15 protein-coding genes and 1 riboswitch are annotated in these 16,658 nt (G+C 65.9%); of the genes, 10 read left to right on the top strand and 5 right to left on the bottom strand.

Annotated elements, in window-relative coordinates; genetic code table 11:
* Nucleotides 1-23: 23 nt before the first annotated feature.
* Both G3572_RS04880 and G3572_RS04875 read left to right on the top strand, forming a co-directional pair.
* Nucleotides 24-482, top strand: a complete 459-nt coding sequence (locus G3572_RS04880) for an Lrp/AsnC family transcriptional regulator (protein ID WP_164609510.1) — start codon at nucleotides 24-26, stop codon at nucleotides 480-482.
* Complete coding sequence (locus tag G3572_RS04875) at nucleotides 479-937, top strand: Lrp/AsnC family transcriptional regulator (protein WP_164609509.1); 459 nt, start codon at nucleotides 479-481, stop codon at nucleotides 935-937. Before G3572_RS04880 ends, G3572_RS04875 begins: the two co-directional genes overlap by 4 nt.
* Before the next feature lie 179 nt (nucleotides 938-1,116).
* Here G3572_RS04875 and G3572_RS04870 read toward each other — a convergent pair whose 3' ends face one another.
* Together G3572_RS04870 and G3572_RS04865 are read right to left on the bottom strand one after the other, a co-directional pair.
* Entirely contained in the window at nucleotides 1,117-2,205 is a 1,089-nt protein-coding gene (locus G3572_RS04870; RefSeq protein ID WP_164609508.1) for an FAD-binding oxidoreductase, read from the bottom strand.
* A complete protein-coding gene (locus tag G3572_RS04865; RefSeq protein ID WP_164609984.1) occupies nucleotides 2,205-3,443 on the bottom strand; it encodes an aromatic ring-hydroxylating oxygenase subunit alpha in 1,239 nt (412 codons plus the stop codon). Before G3572_RS04865 ends, G3572_RS04870 begins: the two co-directional genes overlap by 1 nt.
* Nucleotides 3,444-3,535: 92 nt before the next feature.
* A riboswitch (cobalamin riboswitch) is annotated at nucleotides 3,536-3,731 on the bottom strand.
* Nucleotides 3,732-3,917: 186 nt separating this feature from the next.
* Here G3572_RS04865 and G3572_RS04860 point away from each other — a divergent pair.
* From G3572_RS04860 to G3572_RS04840, 5 genes are all read left to right on the top strand, one after another.
* Nucleotides 3,918-5,144 carry an aminotransferase class V-fold PLP-dependent enzyme gene (locus tag G3572_RS04860; protein WP_164609507.1) on the top strand — a complete coding sequence of 409 codons (1,227 nt, stop codon included), beginning with the start codon at nucleotides 3,918-3,920 and terminating at the stop codon, nucleotides 5,142-5,144.
* Nucleotides 5,145-5,337: 193 nt separating this feature from the next.
* A complete protein-coding gene (locus G3572_RS04855; protein WP_164609506.1) occupies nucleotides 5,338-6,750 on the top strand; it encodes a cryptochrome/photolyase family protein in 1,413 nt (470 codons plus the stop codon).
* A 58-nt stretch (nucleotides 6,751-6,808) separates the two neighbouring features.
* Nucleotides 6,809-8,023, top strand: a complete 1,215-nt coding sequence (locus G3572_RS04850) for an SAM-dependent methyltransferase (protein ID WP_164609505.1) — start codon at nucleotides 6,809-6,811, stop codon at nucleotides 8,021-8,023.
* A 27-nt stretch (nucleotides 8,024-8,050) separates the two neighbouring features.
* Nucleotides 8,051-8,497, top strand: coding sequence for a TrgA family protein (locus tag G3572_RS04845; protein ID WP_164609504.1), 447 nt, complete (start codon nucleotides 8,051-8,053; stop codon nucleotides 8,495-8,497).
* 100 nt (nucleotides 8,498-8,597) lie between these two features.
* Nucleotides 8,598-9,710 carry an NUDIX domain-containing protein gene (locus G3572_RS04840; protein WP_164609503.1) on the top strand — a complete coding sequence of 371 codons (1,113 nt, stop codon included), beginning with the start codon at nucleotides 8,598-8,600 and terminating at the stop codon, nucleotides 9,708-9,710.
* 157 nt (nucleotides 9,711-9,867) lie between these two features.
* Here G3572_RS04840 and G3572_RS04835 read toward each other — a convergent pair whose 3' ends face one another.
* From G3572_RS04835 to G3572_RS04825, 3 genes are all read right to left on the bottom strand, one after another.
* Entirely contained in the window at nucleotides 9,868-11,037 is a 1,170-nt protein-coding gene (locus G3572_RS04835; RefSeq protein ID WP_240335399.1) for a Gfo/Idh/MocA family protein, read from the bottom strand.
* A 69-nt stretch (nucleotides 11,038-11,106) separates the two neighbouring features.
* Nucleotides 11,107-12,162 carry a sugar phosphate isomerase/epimerase family protein gene (locus tag G3572_RS04830; protein WP_164609502.1) on the bottom strand — a complete coding sequence of 352 codons (1,056 nt, stop codon included), beginning with the start codon at nucleotides 12,160-12,162 and terminating at the stop codon, nucleotides 11,107-11,109.
* Complete coding sequence (locus G3572_RS04825) at nucleotides 12,159-13,232, bottom strand: LacI family transcriptional regulator (protein WP_164609501.1); 1,074 nt, start codon at nucleotides 13,230-13,232, stop codon at nucleotides 12,159-12,161. Before G3572_RS04825 ends, G3572_RS04830 begins: the two co-directional genes overlap by 4 nt.
* A 319-nt stretch (nucleotides 13,233-13,551) precedes the next feature.
* Between G3572_RS04825 and G3572_RS04820 the strand changes: the two genes are divergently transcribed.
* The 3 genes from G3572_RS04820 (at nucleotide 13,552) to G3572_RS04810 (ending at nucleotide 16,653) form a co-directional block, all read left to right on the top strand.
* Nucleotides 13,552-14,772, top strand: a complete 1,221-nt coding sequence (locus G3572_RS04820; RefSeq protein WP_435530958.1) for an ABC transporter substrate-binding protein — start codon at nucleotides 13,552-13,554, stop codon at nucleotides 14,770-14,772.
* A 107-nt stretch (nucleotides 14,773-14,879) separates the two neighbouring features.
* Entirely contained in the window at nucleotides 14,880-15,746 is an 867-nt protein-coding gene (locus tag G3572_RS04815; RefSeq protein ID WP_240335398.1) for a carbohydrate ABC transporter permease, read from the top strand.
* Complete coding sequence (locus tag G3572_RS04810; RefSeq protein WP_164609498.1) at nucleotides 15,739-16,653, top strand: carbohydrate ABC transporter permease; 915 nt, start codon at nucleotides 15,739-15,741, stop codon at nucleotides 16,651-16,653. Before G3572_RS04815 ends, G3572_RS04810 begins: the two co-directional genes overlap by 8 nt.
* The last annotated feature ends 5 nt before the right edge of the window (nucleotides 16,654-16,658 follow it).

The raw sequence follows: 16,658 nt of genomic DNA, 5'->3' as shown, positions 1-16,658 counted from the left end.
CTTTCCTAAAAGTCGGAAAATTCATGCAACTGGATGAGGCGGACCGGCGGATCTTGCGGCATTATCTGGCCGAACCGGGGCTGGACCGCACCGATCTGGCCGAGCGCGCGGGGGTGACGGCGGCGACGCTGTGGCGGCGGCTGGAGCGGCTGCGCGCGGGCGGGGTGATAAAGGCCGAGGCGGCGGTGATCGACTGGCGCGCCTTGGGTTACACGGTGGAGGTGTCCTTGCGCTTCACGCTCGACAAGACCAACCCCCGCGCCTTTGACGAGTTCATCGCCGCTGCGCGCGAGGTGCCCGAGGTGGTCACGATCGAGACCTTTCTGGGCCGTGTCGATGTGCGCCTGACGGTGATCGCGCGCGACATGGGCCAGTATCAGGAGATTTACCGTCGCCGCATCCTGACCCTGCCGCATATCGCGGAACTGGAGGCCTTGATGCTGATTGCCACCATCAAGGACGAGGAAGGCCTGCCGATATGACCGATCTCGATGATCTGGACCGCGCCTTCCTGCGTGCGCTCTCGCAAGAGGCGGGCGTGTCGGCGGGGGAACTCGGGCGGCGCTTTGGCCTCAGCCAGCCCGCCGCATGGCGGCGGGTGCGGCGGCTGGAAGAGGCGGGGGTGCTGGCGGGGCGGCGGGTGGAGGTGGACCGCGCCGCGCTCGGCTTTGGCGTGACGGTGTTTCTGGGGGTGAAACTGGCAACGCGGGGGCGGGTGAGCCTCGAGGATTTCGAGCGGGCGGTGACCGCGATCCCCGAGGTGCAGGTGGTGCAGCATGTGCTGGGCCTGTTCGACTATCGCCTGCGGGTGGTCGCGCGCGACATCGCCGATTTCGAACGGGTCTTGCGGCGGCGTATCATGACCTTGCCGGGGGTGGGCACGGTAGAGGCGAATGTGCTGCTGACCGAAGAGCGCCGGCCCGGACCTTTGGGCTGACCCCGAGGGGCCGGAGGTGCGCTGGCCCTTTTGCCCCGCGGATGCCGCGATCAGGGGCGACAAGGGGAAATGCCGCAAGCGCAGGGACGGCCCCGCGCCCTTGGTGATCCAAGGCCTTGTCGCGCCGCATCACGGCGGGCGGACCCGTGGCCCGAAGGCCGCAGGCCCGCCTGCTTCCTTCAGACCTCGACGCTCACATGCCCGATCGGTACCGAACAGCAGGCGAGGATATAGCCCTCGGCCACCTCGTCCTCGGAAATGCCGCCGTTGTGGACCATATGCACATCGCCCGACAGCTTGCGCACCTTGCAGGTGCCGCACAGCCCGAACGTGCAGCCCGAGGGGATGTTCAGCCCCGACTGTTTCGCCACCGCCAGCACCGTATCGGTCTGCGAACAGGTGGCCGAGACACCCGAGGCCGCAAACAGGATCGAGGCGCTGCTGTCGGCATCGGGCACCACATCATCATGCACCGGCATCTCTGCCACCGTGCGGGCGGGCGCGCCGAAACTTTCCTGATGGTAACGGTCCATGTTATAGCCCAGCGAGACAAGCATCTCGCGCACGCTCTGCATGAACGGCTCCGGCCCGCAGCAGAACACCTCGCGTTCCAGATAGTCGGGGGCCATCAGGCCCAGCATGATCTGGCTCAGCCGCCCCTGATAACCCGCCCAGGCGCGGAACGGATCGGGCTCCTTGACCGTGAAGCGCAGCCGCAGCCCCGGCACGCGGTTGGCGAATTGCTCCAGCCGTTCGCGGAAGATGATCGCGGACGGGCGGCGCGCGGCATGGACAAAGGTGATGTCGGGCATCTGCCCCGAATCCCATGCCCATGTCGTCATCGACATCATGGGCGTGATGCCGGACCCCGCCGAGATGAACAGGTATTTCTGCGCCGGATGGCGGTGAAAGCTGAACAGCCCGCCGGGGCCATAGGCCTTGAGCCGCATCCCCGGTCGCAGATGGTCGAGCATCCAGCGCGTTCCGATGCTGCCCGGCTGCGCCTTGACGGTGATCGAGATCGACAGCGGCCGCGAGGGCGAGGAGGAGATGGTATAGGTGCGCTGCACATTGCCGGCCGCGCCCCTGGCCGGATCAACCGGCAGGTCCAGCGTGATGAACTGCCCCGGCTGATAGTCGAACCACGCGCCCGAAGGCGCGCGGAAGGTGAAGGTGGCGGTGTCAGCGACATCCGGCACCACCATGGCACATTCCAGAGGCTCGGACTCGTGCCACGGCTTGCCCGACCAGTTGATGTTCTGCGCCATCACTCTGCCGCCTGTGCCGGCTGCGGGGCCAGACGCTGGCCCATCACATCGCAATACCAGTCGACGAATTGCAGCACGCCCTCTTCCTGGATCGGCGAATAGGGGCCGGGTTCATAGGCGGGCGACAGGATGCCCTTCTGGTTTTCCTCGACCACCTGACGGTCCTCGTCATTGGTGGCGATCCAGACCTCGGTCAGGGTCTTCAGGTCGTAATCCACGCCCTCTACCGCATCCTTGTGCACGAGCCATGTCGTCGTCACCTGCGTCTCGGTCGGGCTGACCGGCAGCACGCGGAAGGTGATCGCGTGATCGCCGAGGAAATGGTTCCACGTATTGGGGTAGTGATACATCAGCAGGCTGCCCGCATCGTTGAAGGGCATCGTCCCCATCCGCCGCGCCACCGCCGCCTTGGTGCTCATCGTATAGCTTTCGGCATTGTTCAGCAGCGGAATCCGCGCCAGCCGCCACTGGAACGCCGGATGATGCACGAAGCGAGAGGGCAGGCCCGCCGCCTCGCAGCGCGCCCAATGCTCCAGAATCTCGGGGCTGGCCGAATGGGGGCCATCCATCGCGCCGATCTTCGGGTTGTCAGAAAAGGTGCGGCAGAGCGAGGGGTGCGAGCCGCCGCAATGGTAGCACTCGCGGTTGTTCTCGATCACCAGCTTCCAATTGCCTTTCTCGGTGATGGTCGAGGTATGGGCCACCTTGGCATCGGCGAGGCCCGAGGGTGCGAGATAGGTCATCGCGGTTTTCGCCAGATCGGCGATCGGGGGCGGCACATCGGCAAGACAGATGTAGATGACCCCGCCCAGATCGACGCAATGCACCTTCTTCAGCCCGAAGTCTTGCGGCTTGAAATCCGCGCCCATTTCGCGGGCAAAGATCAGCTTGCCCTCGAGATCATAGGTCCACTGGTGATAGGGGCAGACAAGGTTGGTGGTGGAGCCCGACGCCTTGGAACACAGCCGCTGCCCGCGGTGGCGGCAGACGTTGTGGAAGGCGCGGATGCGCATGTCCTTGCCGCGGATCACCACCACCGGATAGGCCCCCACCTGCATGGTGGCATAGGCCCCCGGCTTGGCCAGTTCGCAGGCCGGAACCGCGAAAAGCCATTCCTTGTACCAGATCGTCTCCAGATCGGCCTGATAGACGTCCGGATCGACGTAAAGCGCGCGTGAGAGGGAATAGCCGGATCGGCGCGACTGGAATTCTGTGTGGATGTCGCCTTGGCTGAGCATCATGACCTCGCTTGTCCCATGCCTCCCCGCACGGGAACGGTGATAGTGGTATGCGGAACGCGACAGGGGCAGGCTGCCCCACCGCGCGCCACGGTGGCCGTTCGTGCAGGGCTGGTTTCCGGGCTCGGGTGCCGGCCTTGCGGCCCGGACGCGACACCTTCCCAAGGTCTTGCCTCAGTGGTGATCGTCGCGCCACGCATCCCTTACCGTTGCGGGGGCAGCGCCGGCCTTGCACCGGCTTCCCAATTCTCCGCTGTCGCCAGCGGCACCTTGCCCGGCAAAGATAATCGCGGGCCGATCATGCCGCATAGCGGCGGCGACCCTGCGGCATCTGTTTGCGACCTGCCCCGATGTCGCGCGAAGGATGGCCCCCCAGCGCCACGAGCGCGCCCTCGGGCTGTGCCGCGCGCGCGCGCCCCCTTGCGTTCGGACCAAGGCCCCGTCAAGCATGGCCGCACCAGAGGCGGAGGTATCATGGTGCTTGATCTGAACTTTGTGCGCGCGCAGTTTCCGGCCTTTGACAGCCCGGTGCTGTCGACGCATGCGTTCTTCGAAAACGCGGGCGGCAGCTTTCCCTGCCGTCAGGTCGTGGACCGGCTGACGCGGTTCTACACCCATCGCAAGGTGCAGCCCTATGCGCCCTATCCGTCCTCGGAACTCGCGGGGGCCGAGATGGACGAGGCGCGCACGCGCCTTGCCGCGATGATGAATGTCGCCACCCGAGAGCTGTCTTTCGGCCCCTCGACCAGCGCCAATACCTATGTGCTGGCTCAGGCGGTGCGCGGCTGGCTGCGCGGGGCAGATGCGGCGATCGTGGTCACCAATCAGGACCACGAGGCGAATTCCGGCGTCTGGCGGCGGCTTGCCGACGAGGGTGTCGAGGTGCGCGAGTGGCAGATCGACCCGCAGACCGGCAGCCTTGACCCGCAAGACCTTGCGCGGCTGCTGGCCGACGGGCGGGTGCGGCTGGTGGCCTTTCCGCATTGCTCGAACGTGGTGGCCGAGATCAACGATGTGGCCGCGATCAGCGCAATGGCCCGCGCGGCAGGCGCGCGCACGGTGGTGGACGGCGTCAGCTACGCCCCGCATGGCTTTCCCGATGTGGCGGCGCTCGGCTGCGATGCCTACCTCTTTTCCGCCTACAAGACCTATGGCCCGCATCAGGGCATCATGGTGCTGCGCGAGGCTTTCGGCATGGAACTGCCGGGGCAGGCGCATTTCTTCAACCAGTCGGTGCTCTACAAGCGGCATACGCCCGCAGGCCCCGACCATGCGCAAATCGCTGCCTGCGCGGGGATGGCCGATTACGTCGACGCGCTGGCGGAACAGCACGGCATCGAAGGCGACGCCGCCACCCGCAATCGCGCGGTGCATGATCTGATGCGTGCGGCCGAAGTGGCGGTGATCGCGCCCTTGCTCGACTATCTGGCGGGCCGCAACGACCTGCGCCTGATCGGCCCGCGTGCGGCGGCCTTGCGCGCGCCCACGGTGGCGGTGGCGCTGGACCGCGCGGCGCTGCCGGTGGCGCAGGCGCTGGGCCGTGATGGCATTGCCTGCGGGGGCGGCGACTTTTACGCCGTGCGCCCGCTGACCGCGATGGGCGTTTCGCTCGAACAGGGCGTGCTGCGGCTGAGCGCGACCCATTACACCAGCGCCGAAGAGGTTGCGCGTCTGATCGCCGCGCTCGACCGCGCGCTCTAGACAGGGCAGGGGCATGTCGGGGCAGGGTGCGGCAGCGCCCGCCCCGCCGCGCCCCCCCGCCGCGCCCTCGCCGTTTTCCCCATTGCCGGATGGCACGGCTTCGCTAAATGTTGACCGGCACAGGGTGGCCGGGTGATCCGAAAGGCCCATTCGCCCGTATCCATGCAAAAGAAGCAGAAAGCGCCCCCGCCTGATGACCGATGCCTCTCTGATCCTCTGGCTGCGCCGTGACCTGCGCCTGACGGATTCGCCGATGCTGACCGAGGCGGCGCGCACAGGCCGCCCGCTGATCCCGCTGTTCATCCTCGACCCCGAAACCGAAGGCCTCGGCGCGGCCCCGAAATGGCGGCTTGGCCTCGGGATAGGGGCCTTTGCCGAGGCGCTGGAGGCGCTGGGCGCGCGGCTGATCCTGCGGCGCGGCACGGCGCTTGACGTGCTGCAAGACCTGATCGCAGAGACAGGGGCCGATGCGGTCTGGTGGCACCGGCTCTATGATCGGGCGGCGGTGGCGCGCGACACGGGCGTAAAGGCCGCGCTCAAGGCGCAGGGCATCGGCGCGCGCAGTTTCGCAGGGCATCTGCTGTTTGAACCCTGGGAGGTGGAAACCGGCAGCGGCGGGTTCTACCGCGTCTATACCCCCTTCTGGAAGGCGCTGCGCGACCGCCACGTGCCCGCGCCGCTGCCTGCGCCCAAACGTCTGACCGCGCCCGCCACATGGCCCGCCAGCGACAGCCTTGACGCATGGCACATGGGGGCCGCGATGCAGCGCGGCGCCGCCGTGGTCGCCCGCCATATCCATGTGGGCGAGGCCAAGGCGCTTGACCGGCTCGACCGTTTCATCGACCGCTGCGTCGATGCCTATGCCGACGCCCGCGATCTTCCGGCGGTCGATGGCACCTCGGGCCTGTCCGAGAACCTGACCTATGGCGAGATCGGCCCGCGCACGATCTGGTCGGCAGGCTGGCGGGCGCTGCACGGCGGGGCCAAAGGGGCCGAGACCTTCCTCAAGGAACTCGTCTGGCGCGAGTTTGCCTATCACCTGATGCACCACACCCCCCACATCACCCATGCCAACTGGAAACCCGAATGGGACGCCTTCCCGTGGCAGGGCGACAGCAAGGCCGCCGAATACTGGCGGCGCGGCATGACGGGGGAGCCGTTCGTCGATGCCGGCATGCGCGAGATGTATGTGACCGGCCGCATGCACAACCGCGCCCGCATGATCGTGGCCAGCTACCTCACCAAGCACCTGATGACGCATTGGAAACTGGGGCTCGACTGGTTCGCCGAATGCCTTGTCGACTGGGACCCGGCCTCGAATGCGATGGGCTGGCAATGGGCCTCCGGCTCCGGCCCCGATTCCGCACCCTTCTTCCGCATCTTCAATCCGGCCACACAGGTGGAAAAATTCGACCCCAAGGCCGAATACCGCCACCGCTTCATCGCGGAACTCAGCCGCAACCCCGGCCCCGATGCGCTGTCCTTTTTCGATGCCGTGCCGAAATCCTGGGCGCTGGACCCGGCGCGGCCCTATCCGAAACCTCTGGTCGATCTGGCCGAGGGGCGAAAAACCGCCCTTGCGGCCTATTCGGCCCGAAACTCTTGAGCCCGCGCCACGTATCTGAAACTGTAAGCAAAAGACGACAATTCCCCGGGGAGGGAAGATGGAATTTCTGACAACGACCAAGGGCCAGACCGGCCTGCCGCGCTATTTCTCTGCCGCCTATGCCGTCGCCAGCCGGCTGGGGGAGGGGCGGCTGGATTTCGTCCTGCCCGATGGCCGCCGGTTCCGGCTGGAAGGGGCCAAGCCCGGCCCCGTGGCGGAAATCGAGATCCACAATCCCGACCTGTTCGCCCGCATGATCCGCGAAGGCGATCTTGGCTTTTGCGACGCCTATCTTGATGGCTGGTGGTCCAGCCCCGACCTTCAGGCCTTTCTCGACCTTGTGCAGATGCCCAGCAACAATCCGGTGCAGGACGGCTTCCCCGGCATGGGCCTCTTGCGCACGCTGGAGCGGTTCCGCTTCTGGCTGCACTCGAACTCGCGCCGTCAGGCCAAGAAGAACATCCACGCCCATTACGATCTGGGCAATGACTTCTACCGCCTCTGGCTCGATGACAGCATGACCTATTCGAGCGCCCTGTTCCGCACCGGACAGGAGAGCCTCGAAAAGGCGCAGGAACAGAAATACGCCGCGATGGTCGACCAGATGGGCGCGCAACCGGGCGAGCATGTGCTGGAAATCGGCTGCGGCTGGGGCGGCTTTGCCGAATATGCCGCCGCCAAGCGCGGCCTGCGCGTCACCGCGCTCACCATCTCGCAGGCGCAATATGATTTCGCGGTGGACCGCATGGCCAAGGCGGGCCTGTCGGACCGCGTGGAAATCAAGCTGCTCGACTACCGCGACGAGCGCGGGCTTTACGACGGCATCGCCAGCATCGAGATGTTCGAGGCGGTGGGCGAACGCTATTGGCCGACCTATTTCAACACCCTGCGCGACCGGCTCAAACCGGGGCGCCATGCCACGCTGCAAATCATCACGGTGCCGGATCACCGCTGGCCGGTGTACAAGCGCGGCGTCGATTTCATCCAGAAATACATCTTTCCGGGCGGGATGCTGCCCGCACCCTTCCGGCTCAAGGAAGAGGTGGAACGCGCGGGGCTCTTGCTGAAAACCTCGATGGAATTCGGCGAAAGCTACAGCCAGACCCTGCGCCGCTGGCACGAGGTGTTCAACGCCCGCTGGGACGAGGTGGCGCGGCAGGGCTTTGACGAGCGGTTCCGCCGGATGTGGAACTTCTACCTTACCTCTTGCGCCGGAGCCTTCCGCGGCGGAAACTGCGATGTGACGCAAATCACCGTGACACGCCCCGCCTGACCGCGGTGGCGCTGAAAGGGACAAGGGATGCCAACCGCCGCAAAACTGTTTGCCGCCATCGCCTTCGCGCTTGTCTCTGCGGTGACCGCCCATTTCTATGTGCTGTCCCTGCCCGAAAGCCGCCCCGTCGGGGCCCTCTATCTGGTCAGCGTCGCCGTGGGCATCATCTGCGGCTGGCTCATCATGGGGCCGGCGGCGAAACGGGCGCGGGGGCGGGTCGATGCGATGGGCAGCGGCGTGCGCACCGCGCTCACCATCGCGGTGGTCGTGGTGCTGATCTTCGCCTGCGCCGACATGCTCGACCGCGCGCTGAAAGGGCGCTACAAGACACCGCTCGACGCGCTTCTGGGCGTGTTCGAACAGGCTCTGGTGCTGGCCCCGCCCTTGGCCCGCCCCGATATCATCGGCGTCATGCTGCTTGGCGGCCTGCTCTCGGGGGCGGTGGCGCATTGGGCGGGGCGGCGCTGGCCATAACGCGCGCCCGCGCAACCGGCACCCTGCCGCCGCGCCGGAAACTCCGTCATGCCCCACGGGCCGGCGCGCTAAACCCCGGTGAACCCGGATAGAGGATCGGATGTCCCAGCTTTTCCTGTGCGGCCCGCTGTGCCACCGCCCGCTGCTTGATGTGATCCTTGGCTCCGGTGCTGCCCTGCTGCCCGCGGTGGCCGCAGACCGCGAAGGTGTTGCTGTGGATGCGCCGGGGGCCTTCGCCCTGCGCCGCCGCAGGGGACAGGCGGTCGAAGGCGCGGTGCTCGAGGGCGCGAGTGCCGAGGCCCACGCGCGGCTCGCCTTTTACGCTCGCGCCCTCGGCCTTGCGCCGCAGCGTCTGCGGGTCGGCACCGCGGCGGGCAGCGTCGCCGCCCTTGCCTATGCCTTGCGCCCCGCGCCCGACGATCGCGACCCTTGGCAGCCCGCGCTCTGGCTGGCGGGGCATGCCGAGCTTGCCCGCGAGACCGCCGCCGAGGTGATGGCGGAATATGGCAGGCTTGCGCCCGCGCGCCTGCAGGCACGGCTTGGCTCCATCATGGTGCGTGCCGCCAGCCGCTTGCGGGCGCGCACCGCATCCGCCCCCCATAGCCTGCGCCGCCCGCCCGCCGAGGTCGAGGTTGTCGCCCGCCGCCAGCCCTATGCGCATTTCTTCGCGGTCGAGGAATATGACCTCAGTTTCCGACGCTTTGACGGCAGCATGAGTGCGGTCGTCACCCGCGCCGCCTTTGTCTCCACCGATGCCGTCACCGTGCTGCCCTATGATCCGCAGCGGGACCGCGTGCTGCTGGTCGAACAGTGGCGAGCAGGCCCCTTCGCGCGCGGCGATGGCAACCCGTGGCAACTCGAAGCCATCGCCGGACGGATCGACGCGGGCGAGACTCCCGAAGAGACCGCCCGCCGCGAGGCGGAGGAAGAGGCGGGCCTGACCCTCGGCCCCTTGCGGCGCGTGGCCGAATACTACCCTTCACCGGGGGCCAAGACCGAGTTTCTGTATTCCTACGTCGCGCAGGCCGATCTGCCCGACGGGACAGGCGGGGTGTTCGGCGTCGCGGACGAGGCCGAGGATATCCGCACCCATATCGTCAGCCTCGATCAGGCCCTCGCCCTTGTGGAGAGCGGCGAGATCGCCAACGCCCCCCTCGCGCTCAGCCTGCTGTGGCTCGCACGGGAAAGGGAGCGGTTCCGCGCCCCGTCCTGACCCCGCCACGCCTCGCGCGGCGGCAGGGGGATGCCTCCTGCGCGAGCATCTGTGAAAGGTGCAGAGCCGGGGCGGCAGGTCGCCTGGTCGTGCAGGCGGGGGCAGGGGGCAGGGGGGGGGGGCGGCGGGCGGCCGCCCCCTTCGCGGCGATCTGCCGTCAGAGGTTCAGCTTGACCCAGGCCGCATTGCGCGAGGACGAGCGCACGCAGGCATCGACAAAGGCCACGCCCTCCAGCCCTTCCTTGAGGCCAGGGAAGGTGACCGCCGGATCAAGCGCCGTGCCCTCGCGCCGCGCGATGATGGCGCGGGCGGCCTCGGCATAGATATTGGCAAACCCCTCCAGATAGCCTTCGGGATGGCCCGACGGGATGCGGCTGACGCGCCCCGCCTCCGGCCCCGCACCCGCCCCGTTGCGGGTCAGCCGGTATTTCGGCTGGCCCAGCGGGCCGACCCAGAGGTAATTCGGGTTCTCCTGCTCCCATTCGATCCCCGCCTTGGTGCCGTAGATCCGCAGCCGCAGCCCGTTCTCCTGCCCCGACGCCACCTGGCTGCACCACAGCATCCCCCGCGCGCCGCCCCGATAGCGCAAGAGCACATGGCCGTTGTCATCCACCCGCCGCCCCGGCACAAAGGCCTGCAGGTCGGCGGCCAGTTCCTCGACCGTCAGCCCGCTCACGAAGTTGGCAAGGTTGAAGGCATGCGTGCCGATGTCGCCCGTGCTGCCCCCCGCGCCCGAACGCGCAGGGTCGGTGCGCCAGCCCGCCTGCTTCTGCCCCGTCTCCTCCACCGGTTCGGCCAGCCAGTCCTGCGCATATTCCACCTGCACCAGCCGGATCTCGCCCAGCTCCCCCGCCGCCACCATCGCCGCCGCCTGCCGGATCATCGGATAGCCGGTGTAATTATGCGTCAGCGCAAAGACCACGCCCGAGGCCTCTGCCGCCTTGGCCAGTTTCTTCGCCTCGGCCAGCGTATGCGTCAGCGGCTTGTCGCAGATCACATGGATGCCGCGCTTGAGGAACTGCATCGCCACCGGCGCATGCATGTGGTTCGGCGTCACGATCGCCACCGCCTCGATCCCGTCCTTGCGCCGCGCCTCCTTCGCCGCCATCTCGGCGAAACTGGCATAGGCGCGCGGCACCCCCAGATCGGCGGCCGAGGCCAGAGACTTTTCGGCGTCGGATGAAAAACAGCCCGCAACCAGCTCATACTGATCGTCAATCCGTGCCGCAATCCTGTGAACCGCGCCGATGAATGCATCGCGCCCGCCGCCCACCATGCCCAACCTGATCCGCGGTGCCCGCGCCACATGTGCCGCTGTGATGGCCATGTCATGCCCTCCTGACTTCATCTGTTCTCAAATATCCCGGGGTCCGGGGCAGAGCCCCGGTCCCTGCTTTCAGTCCAGCCCCAGCATCCGCCGGTTCGCGGCACGGTCGGTGCCGGCCCCTGCGAAATCGTCAAACGCCTTTTCCGTCACGCGGATCATATGCGCCTTCACGAAATCGGCTCCCTCGCGGGCGCCATCCTCGGGGTGCTTCAGGCAGCATTCCCATTCCACCACCGCCCAGCCGCCAAAGCCGTATTGCGTCAGCTTCGAGAAGATGCCGCCGAAGTCCACCTGCCCGTCACCAAGGCTGCGGAACCGCCCCGCGCGGTTCACCCACGACTGGAAGCCGCCATAGACCCCTTGCCGCCCCGTCGGGTTCAGCTCGGCATCCTTGACGTGGAACATGCGGATGCGCTCGTGGTAGATGTCGATATGCTCCAGATAATCCAGATGCTGCAGCACATAGTGGCTGGGGTCATAGAGCATGTTGGCCCGCGCATGGCCCTTCACGCGGTCAAGGAACATCTCGAAGCTGATCCCGTCATGCAGGTCCTCGCCGGGGTGGATTTCATAACAGACATCGACGCCGCACTCCTCTGCATGGTCCAGAATCGGCGTCCAGCGGCGGGCCAGTTCGTCAAAGGCTTCCTCCACCAGACCCGCCGGGCGCTGCGGCCAGGGGTAGACATAGGGCCAGGCCAGCGCGCCCGAAAAGGTCGCATGCGCCGTCAGCCCGAGGTTCTTCGACGCGCTCAGCGCCTTCTTCACCTGATCGACCGCCCATTCGGCCCGCGCCGTGGGGTTGCCGCGCACCGCCTCGGCGGCAAAACCGTCAAAGGCCGCGTCATAGGCCGGATGCACCGCCACCAGTTGCCCCTGCAAGTGGGTCGAAAGTTCGGTGATCGCGATGCCATTGGCCGCAGCCACCCCCGCGATCTCGTCGCAATAGCCCTTTGAGGCCGCCGCCTTCTCCAGATCGAACAGCCGCCCGTCCCAGCTTGGAATCTGCACGCCGACATAGTCGCAATCGGCGGCCCATTTCGTGATGCTGTCCCATGTGTTGAACGGGGCCGCATCCCCCGCGAATTGCGCCAGAAACAGCGCCGGTCCCTTGATCGCCTTCATCTTGTCCCTCCCTTGTCATCGCTGGCGCGTTCCACCTTGCCGGGGCGCTCCAATCCCTGTTTCGCCGGGGTGTCCCGCCGTTCGATGGCGGCGACGACGGCACGCGCCAGAAAATCGCCCGCCTGCCGCACATCTTCGTTCACCACCATAATGCCGGGGCGGAAACGGTGCAGAAAGCGGATCGCCTCTTTCGCCACCAGATCGAAGTCGCGCCCCAGCACCATGCCCAGATGCTCTGCCGCATTGACCGCCGCCATCGCGGCCGTGGTCGAGCCGCACAAAAGCCCGTCAGGGCGCACCGCGCTCTGTTCCAGATGGGCGATCACCGCCGCCTCGATCGCGGTGCCGCCCGAATCCGATGTGGCGGTGGTCAGCACCTCGAAGGCCAGCCCGTTTTCTCCCGCCGCCCGTGCAAAGCCGGTGATCATGTGGCGGGCATAGCTGTGGCTGCGTGGCGGCGGGACCAGCAGCAGCCGCTTGCGCCCTGCTGCGGCCAGCGCCTCGACCGCGACGGTGGCAAAGCTCTCGTTGTCAAAATCGTAATAGCTGTGCTCGATCCCCATGTCGGTGCGGCCATGCGTGGCAAAGGGGAAATGGCGTTCGGCCATATAGCGCACGCGCGGGTCATCGGGTTTGGTTTGGTTCAGGATCACCGCATCGGCGCTTTCGGTTTCCACCAGATAGCGGATCGGGTCCATCGGGTCCTGATCGGGAAAAAAGGGCGTGACGATCAGGTGATAGGCCGTGCCGCGCAGCGCATTGGCGATGGAATAGATCAACTGTGACGTGTGGTTCATCACATCGGATTCGGTCGACAGCACCAGCGCGATCACATTGGTCTTTCCCGTGCGCAGGCGCACACCGGCGCGGTTCGGGCGATAGCCCAGCCGGCTTGCGGCCTCGCGCACGCGCAGCTTCGTCGCCTCGCCGATATCGGGCGCATCCTTCAGCGCGCGGCTGACCGTCGCCACCGCCAACCCCGTTGCGGCGGCAATGGTCTTGAGCGTGGGGCGCTCGTGATCCGAATCGCCAGAGGTCAGGGGCAGGGGGGCATCGACGCCAGAGGTCATGTCAAATCTCCGCTAAGGCGAATCGGGCAGGCGCAATGTCGGGGCGATTCGGCTCTGCGCGGTCCTGCTGCACCTGCACAACGCGCCGGTCGGGCGCAAGGCGCAAAGGCCTTGCACGGCGGGCGATTTTGCAGGGTGCGGCACTGCGGCATTTCACTCTCGTATCGGGTTCGGGGCGGCGGGTCGAGGCCGGATATCCGCCCCATTCAATGACATGCCCCAAGGTGTTCACAAGCGAAAAGAATGCTTGATCGGGAAAACTATAACGTTATAGAAATCACTATAACGATTTAGAAACCGGGAGGACTGCATGAAAACCCTGAAACTGGCCACGGCGCTTGTTGCGTCGGTGGCATTGCCTGCGGCCGCTTTTGCGACCGATCTCGAAGTCACCCACTGGTGGACCAGCGGCGGGGAGGCCGCTGCCGTCGCCGAGCTGGCCAAGGCCTTTGACGCCTCGGGCGACAAGTGGATCGACGGCGCCATCGCCGGGGGCGGCGGCACCGCGCGCCCGATCATGATCTCCCGCATCACCGGCGGCGATCCGATGGGCGCCACCCAGTTCAACCACGGCCAGCAGGCGCTGGAACTGGTCGAGGCGGGTCTGATGCTCGACCTCACCGACGTGGCCGAGGCCAACAACTGGAAAGAGGTGGTCTTCCCGCCGTCGCTGCTGGATGCCTGCACCGTCGATGGCCGCATCTACTGTGCGCCAGTGAACATCCACTCGCCCGAATGGCTGTGGCTGTCGAACAAGGCCTATGCCGATGCGGGCATTCCGGTGCCGACGAACTGGAACGAATTCGTCGAAACCGCGCCGCAACTGGAAGCTGCGGGCAAGATCCCGCTGGCACTCGGCAACCAGCCCTGGCAGTCCAACCTTGCCTTCGGCGCGATCTCGATCGCCGTGGCCGGGCTTGATGTCTGGAAGCAGGTGAACGTCGAGAAGAACATGGACGTGGCCGCCGGCCCCGAATATGCCGCCGTGTTCCAGGCCGTGGCCGATGCGCGCAAGCTGGCCGCCAAATCCACCGTGCAGGACTGGAACCAGGCCACCAACCTCGTGATCACCGGCGAAGCGGGCGGGCAGATCATGGGTGACTGGGCGCAGGGCGAATTCCAGGTCGCAAACCAGGTCGCAGGCACCGATTACACCTGCCTTCCGGGCCTTGGCCTGAACGCCTATCTCTCGACCGGCGGTGACGCCTTCTACTTCCCGAAGAACAAGAGCGCCGACGTCGAAGAGGCGCAGAAGCGTCTGGCCGCGCTGCTGGTCAGCCCCGAAGTGCAGGTGGCCTTCAACCTCAAGAAAGGCTCGCTGCCGATCCGCGGCGACGTCGATCTGGCCGCTGCCAACGACTGCATGAAGAAGGGCCTCGAACTGCTGGCCCAGGGCAACCTCGTGCCATCGGGCGACATGGCCTGGTCGCCGGACGTGCAGAAGCAGAACGAAGACCTGCTGGTCGAATTCTGGAAGACCGACATGGCCCCCGAAGTGGCCCATCAGCAGTGGGTTGCGAACCTGAAATCAGGTCTCTGATCCGCATCTGACGGCAGAGCCGCCCCTTGCCGGGCGGCTCTCGCCATCTTGACGGCACCAAAAAAGGGGAGGGCAGGCCGATGGCCGAGGCACGGCGGACAAACCGCATGTGGCGGAATCTGAACGCGAAAATCGCGGCAATTCCGATGGTTCTGACAACACTGGTTGTTTTTGTGGGCGGCACCGCCTGGACGGTTCTCTATTCCTTTACCGATTCCAAACTGCTGCCCCGCGAACGCTGGGTCGGCTTTGACCAGTATGAACGGCTGTGGTCCAACTCGCGCTGGCTGACCTCGATCGAAAACCTGATGGTCTACGGGGTGCTGTCCTTGGTCTTCACCATCACCATCGGCTTTCTGCTCGCCGTCGCGATGGACCAGAAGATCCGCTATGAGGACACCTTCCGCACCATCATGCTTTACCCCTTCGCCCTGTCCTTCATCGTGACGGGCCTTGTCTGGCAATGGATCCTCAACCCCGAATTCGGCATCCAGTCCATCGTGCGGGGCCTCGGGTGGGAAAGCTTCACCTTCAACCCGCTCAATGACCCCAAACTGGTTCTCTACGGCCTGCTGATCGCGGGGCTCTGGCAAGGCACCGGCTTCGTCATGTGCCTCATGCTCGCGGGCCTTCGCGGCATCGACGAAGACATCTGGAAGGCCGCCCGCGTCGACGGCATCCCCACATGGAAAACCTACCTGCAGATCATCCTGCCGATGATGCGCCCCGTGTTCATCACCACGCTCGTCATCGTCGCCGCCGGCATCATCAAGCTTTACGATCTTGTCGTCGCGCAAACCTCGGGCGGTCCCGGCACCGCAAGCCAAGTGCCCGCCATGTATGTCTATGACTACATGTTTCAGGCGCAGAACCTCGGTCAGGGCTTCGCCGCCTCGACCATGATGCTGCTCACGGTGCTGATCGTGCTGATCCCATGGGCTTACCTTGAATTCGGAGGCAAGAAACATGGTTGACGCAACCGCCATCTATACCCGCAGCGATGCGGTCCCGCGCGGCACCAAGCCCAAGCGCGCGCTGTCGGGCCGCAACATCATGATCTATGGCACGCTGCTGGTGTTCAGCCTCTATTACCTCTTGCCCCTGTGGGTCATGGTGATGACCAGCCTCAAGGGCATGCCCGAAATCCGCATGGGTAACATCTTTGCCCCGCCGGTCGAGATCACCTTCGAACCCTGGGTCAAGGCATGGTCACAGGCCTGCACCGGCCTGAATTGCGATGGCCTGTCGCGCGGCTTCTGGAACTCTGTCACCATCCTGATCCCCTCGGTCATCCTGTCGATCGTGGTGGCAAGCGTGAACGGCTACGCGCTGACCTTCTGGAAGTTCAAGGGCTCCGATGTCTTCTTCACCATCCTGATCTTCGGGGCCTTCATCCCCTATCAGGTGATGCTCTATCCCATCGTGATCCTGCTCCGCGAAATGGGGCTCTACGGCTCGCTCTGGGGTCTGGTGCTGGTGCATACGGTCTTCGGCATGCCGATCCTGACGCTCCTGTTCCGCAACTACTTTTCCACCATCCCCGAGGAACTGTTCAAGGCCGCCCGCGTCGATGGCGCAGGCTTCTGGGCGATCTATGCGAAAATCCTCATGCCGATGAGCCTGCCGATCTTCGTGGTGGCAATCATCCTGCAGGTGACAGGCATCTGGAACGATTTCCTGTTCGGCGTGGTCTACACCAAGCCCGACCTCTACCCGATGACGGTGCAGCTCAACAACATCGTCAACTCGGTGCAGGGGGTCAAGGAATACAATGTCAACATGGCGGCCACGCTGCTGACCGGCCTTGTCCCGCTGTTCATCTACTTCGTCTCCGGCAAACTCTTCGTTCGCGGCATCGCCGCCGGTGCTGTGAAAGGCTGACCCTG

The organism is Pseudotabrizicola algicola, assembly GCF_010915705.1.
Classification (GTDB): Bacteria; Pseudomonadota; Alphaproteobacteria; order Rhodobacterales; family Rhodobacteraceae; genus Pseudotabrizicola; species Pseudotabrizicola algicola.
The sequence above is the reverse complement of the archived record's forward strand: the minus strand, read 5'-3'. Positions and strand labels throughout refer to the sequence as shown.

What these genes read in the sequence shown, in the direction of transcription:
- G3572_RS04880 (WP_164609510.1), top strand. Translation starts at nt 24, where the DNA reads ATGCAACTGGATGAGGCGGACCGGCGGATCTTGCGGCATTATCTGGCC.
- G3572_RS04875 (WP_164609509.1), top strand. Translation starts at nt 479, where the DNA reads ATGACCGATCTCGATGATCTGGACCGCGCCTTCCTGCGTGCGCTCTCG.
- G3572_RS04870 (WP_164609508.1), bottom strand. Translation starts at nt 2,205, where the DNA reads ATGGCGCAGAACATCAACTGGTCGGGCAAGCCGTGGCACGAGTCCGAG.
- G3572_RS04865 (WP_164609984.1), bottom strand. Translation starts at nt 3,443, where the DNA reads ATGCTCAGCCAAGGCGACATCCACACAGAATTCCAGTCGCGCCGATCC.
- G3572_RS04860 (WP_164609507.1), top strand. Translation starts at nt 3,918, where the DNA reads ATGGTGCTTGATCTGAACTTTGTGCGCGCGCAGTTTCCGGCCTTTGAC.
- G3572_RS04855 (WP_164609506.1), top strand. Translation starts at nt 5,338, where the DNA reads ATGACCGATGCCTCTCTGATCCTCTGGCTGCGCCGTGACCTGCGCCTG.
- G3572_RS04850 (WP_164609505.1), top strand. Translation starts at nt 6,809, where the DNA reads ATGGAATTTCTGACAACGACCAAGGGCCAGACCGGCCTGCCGCGCTAT.
- G3572_RS04845 (WP_164609504.1), top strand. Translation starts at nt 8,051, where the DNA reads ATGCCAACCGCCGCAAAACTGTTTGCCGCCATCGCCTTCGCGCTTGTC.
- G3572_RS04840 (WP_164609503.1), top strand. Translation starts at nt 8,598, where the DNA reads ATGTCCCAGCTTTTCCTGTGCGGCCCGCTGTGCCACCGCCCGCTGCTT.
- G3572_RS04835 (WP_240335399.1), bottom strand. Translation starts at nt 11,037, where the DNA reads ATGGCCATCACAGCGGCACATGTGGCGCGGGCACCGCGGATCAGGTTG.
- G3572_RS04830 (WP_164609502.1), bottom strand. Translation starts at nt 12,162, where the DNA reads ATGAAGGCGATCAAGGGACCGGCGCTGTTTCTGGCGCAATTCGCGGGG.
- G3572_RS04825 (WP_164609501.1), bottom strand. Translation starts at nt 13,232, where the DNA reads ATGACCTCTGGCGTCGATGCCCCCCTGCCCCTGACCTCTGGCGATTCG.
- G3572_RS04815 (WP_240335398.1), top strand. Translation starts at nt 14,880, where the DNA reads ATGTGGCGGAATCTGAACGCGAAAATCGCGGCAATTCCGATGGTTCTG.
- G3572_RS04810 (WP_164609498.1), top strand. Translation starts at nt 15,739, where the DNA reads ATGGTTGACGCAACCGCCATCTATACCCGCAGCGATGCGGTCCCGCGC.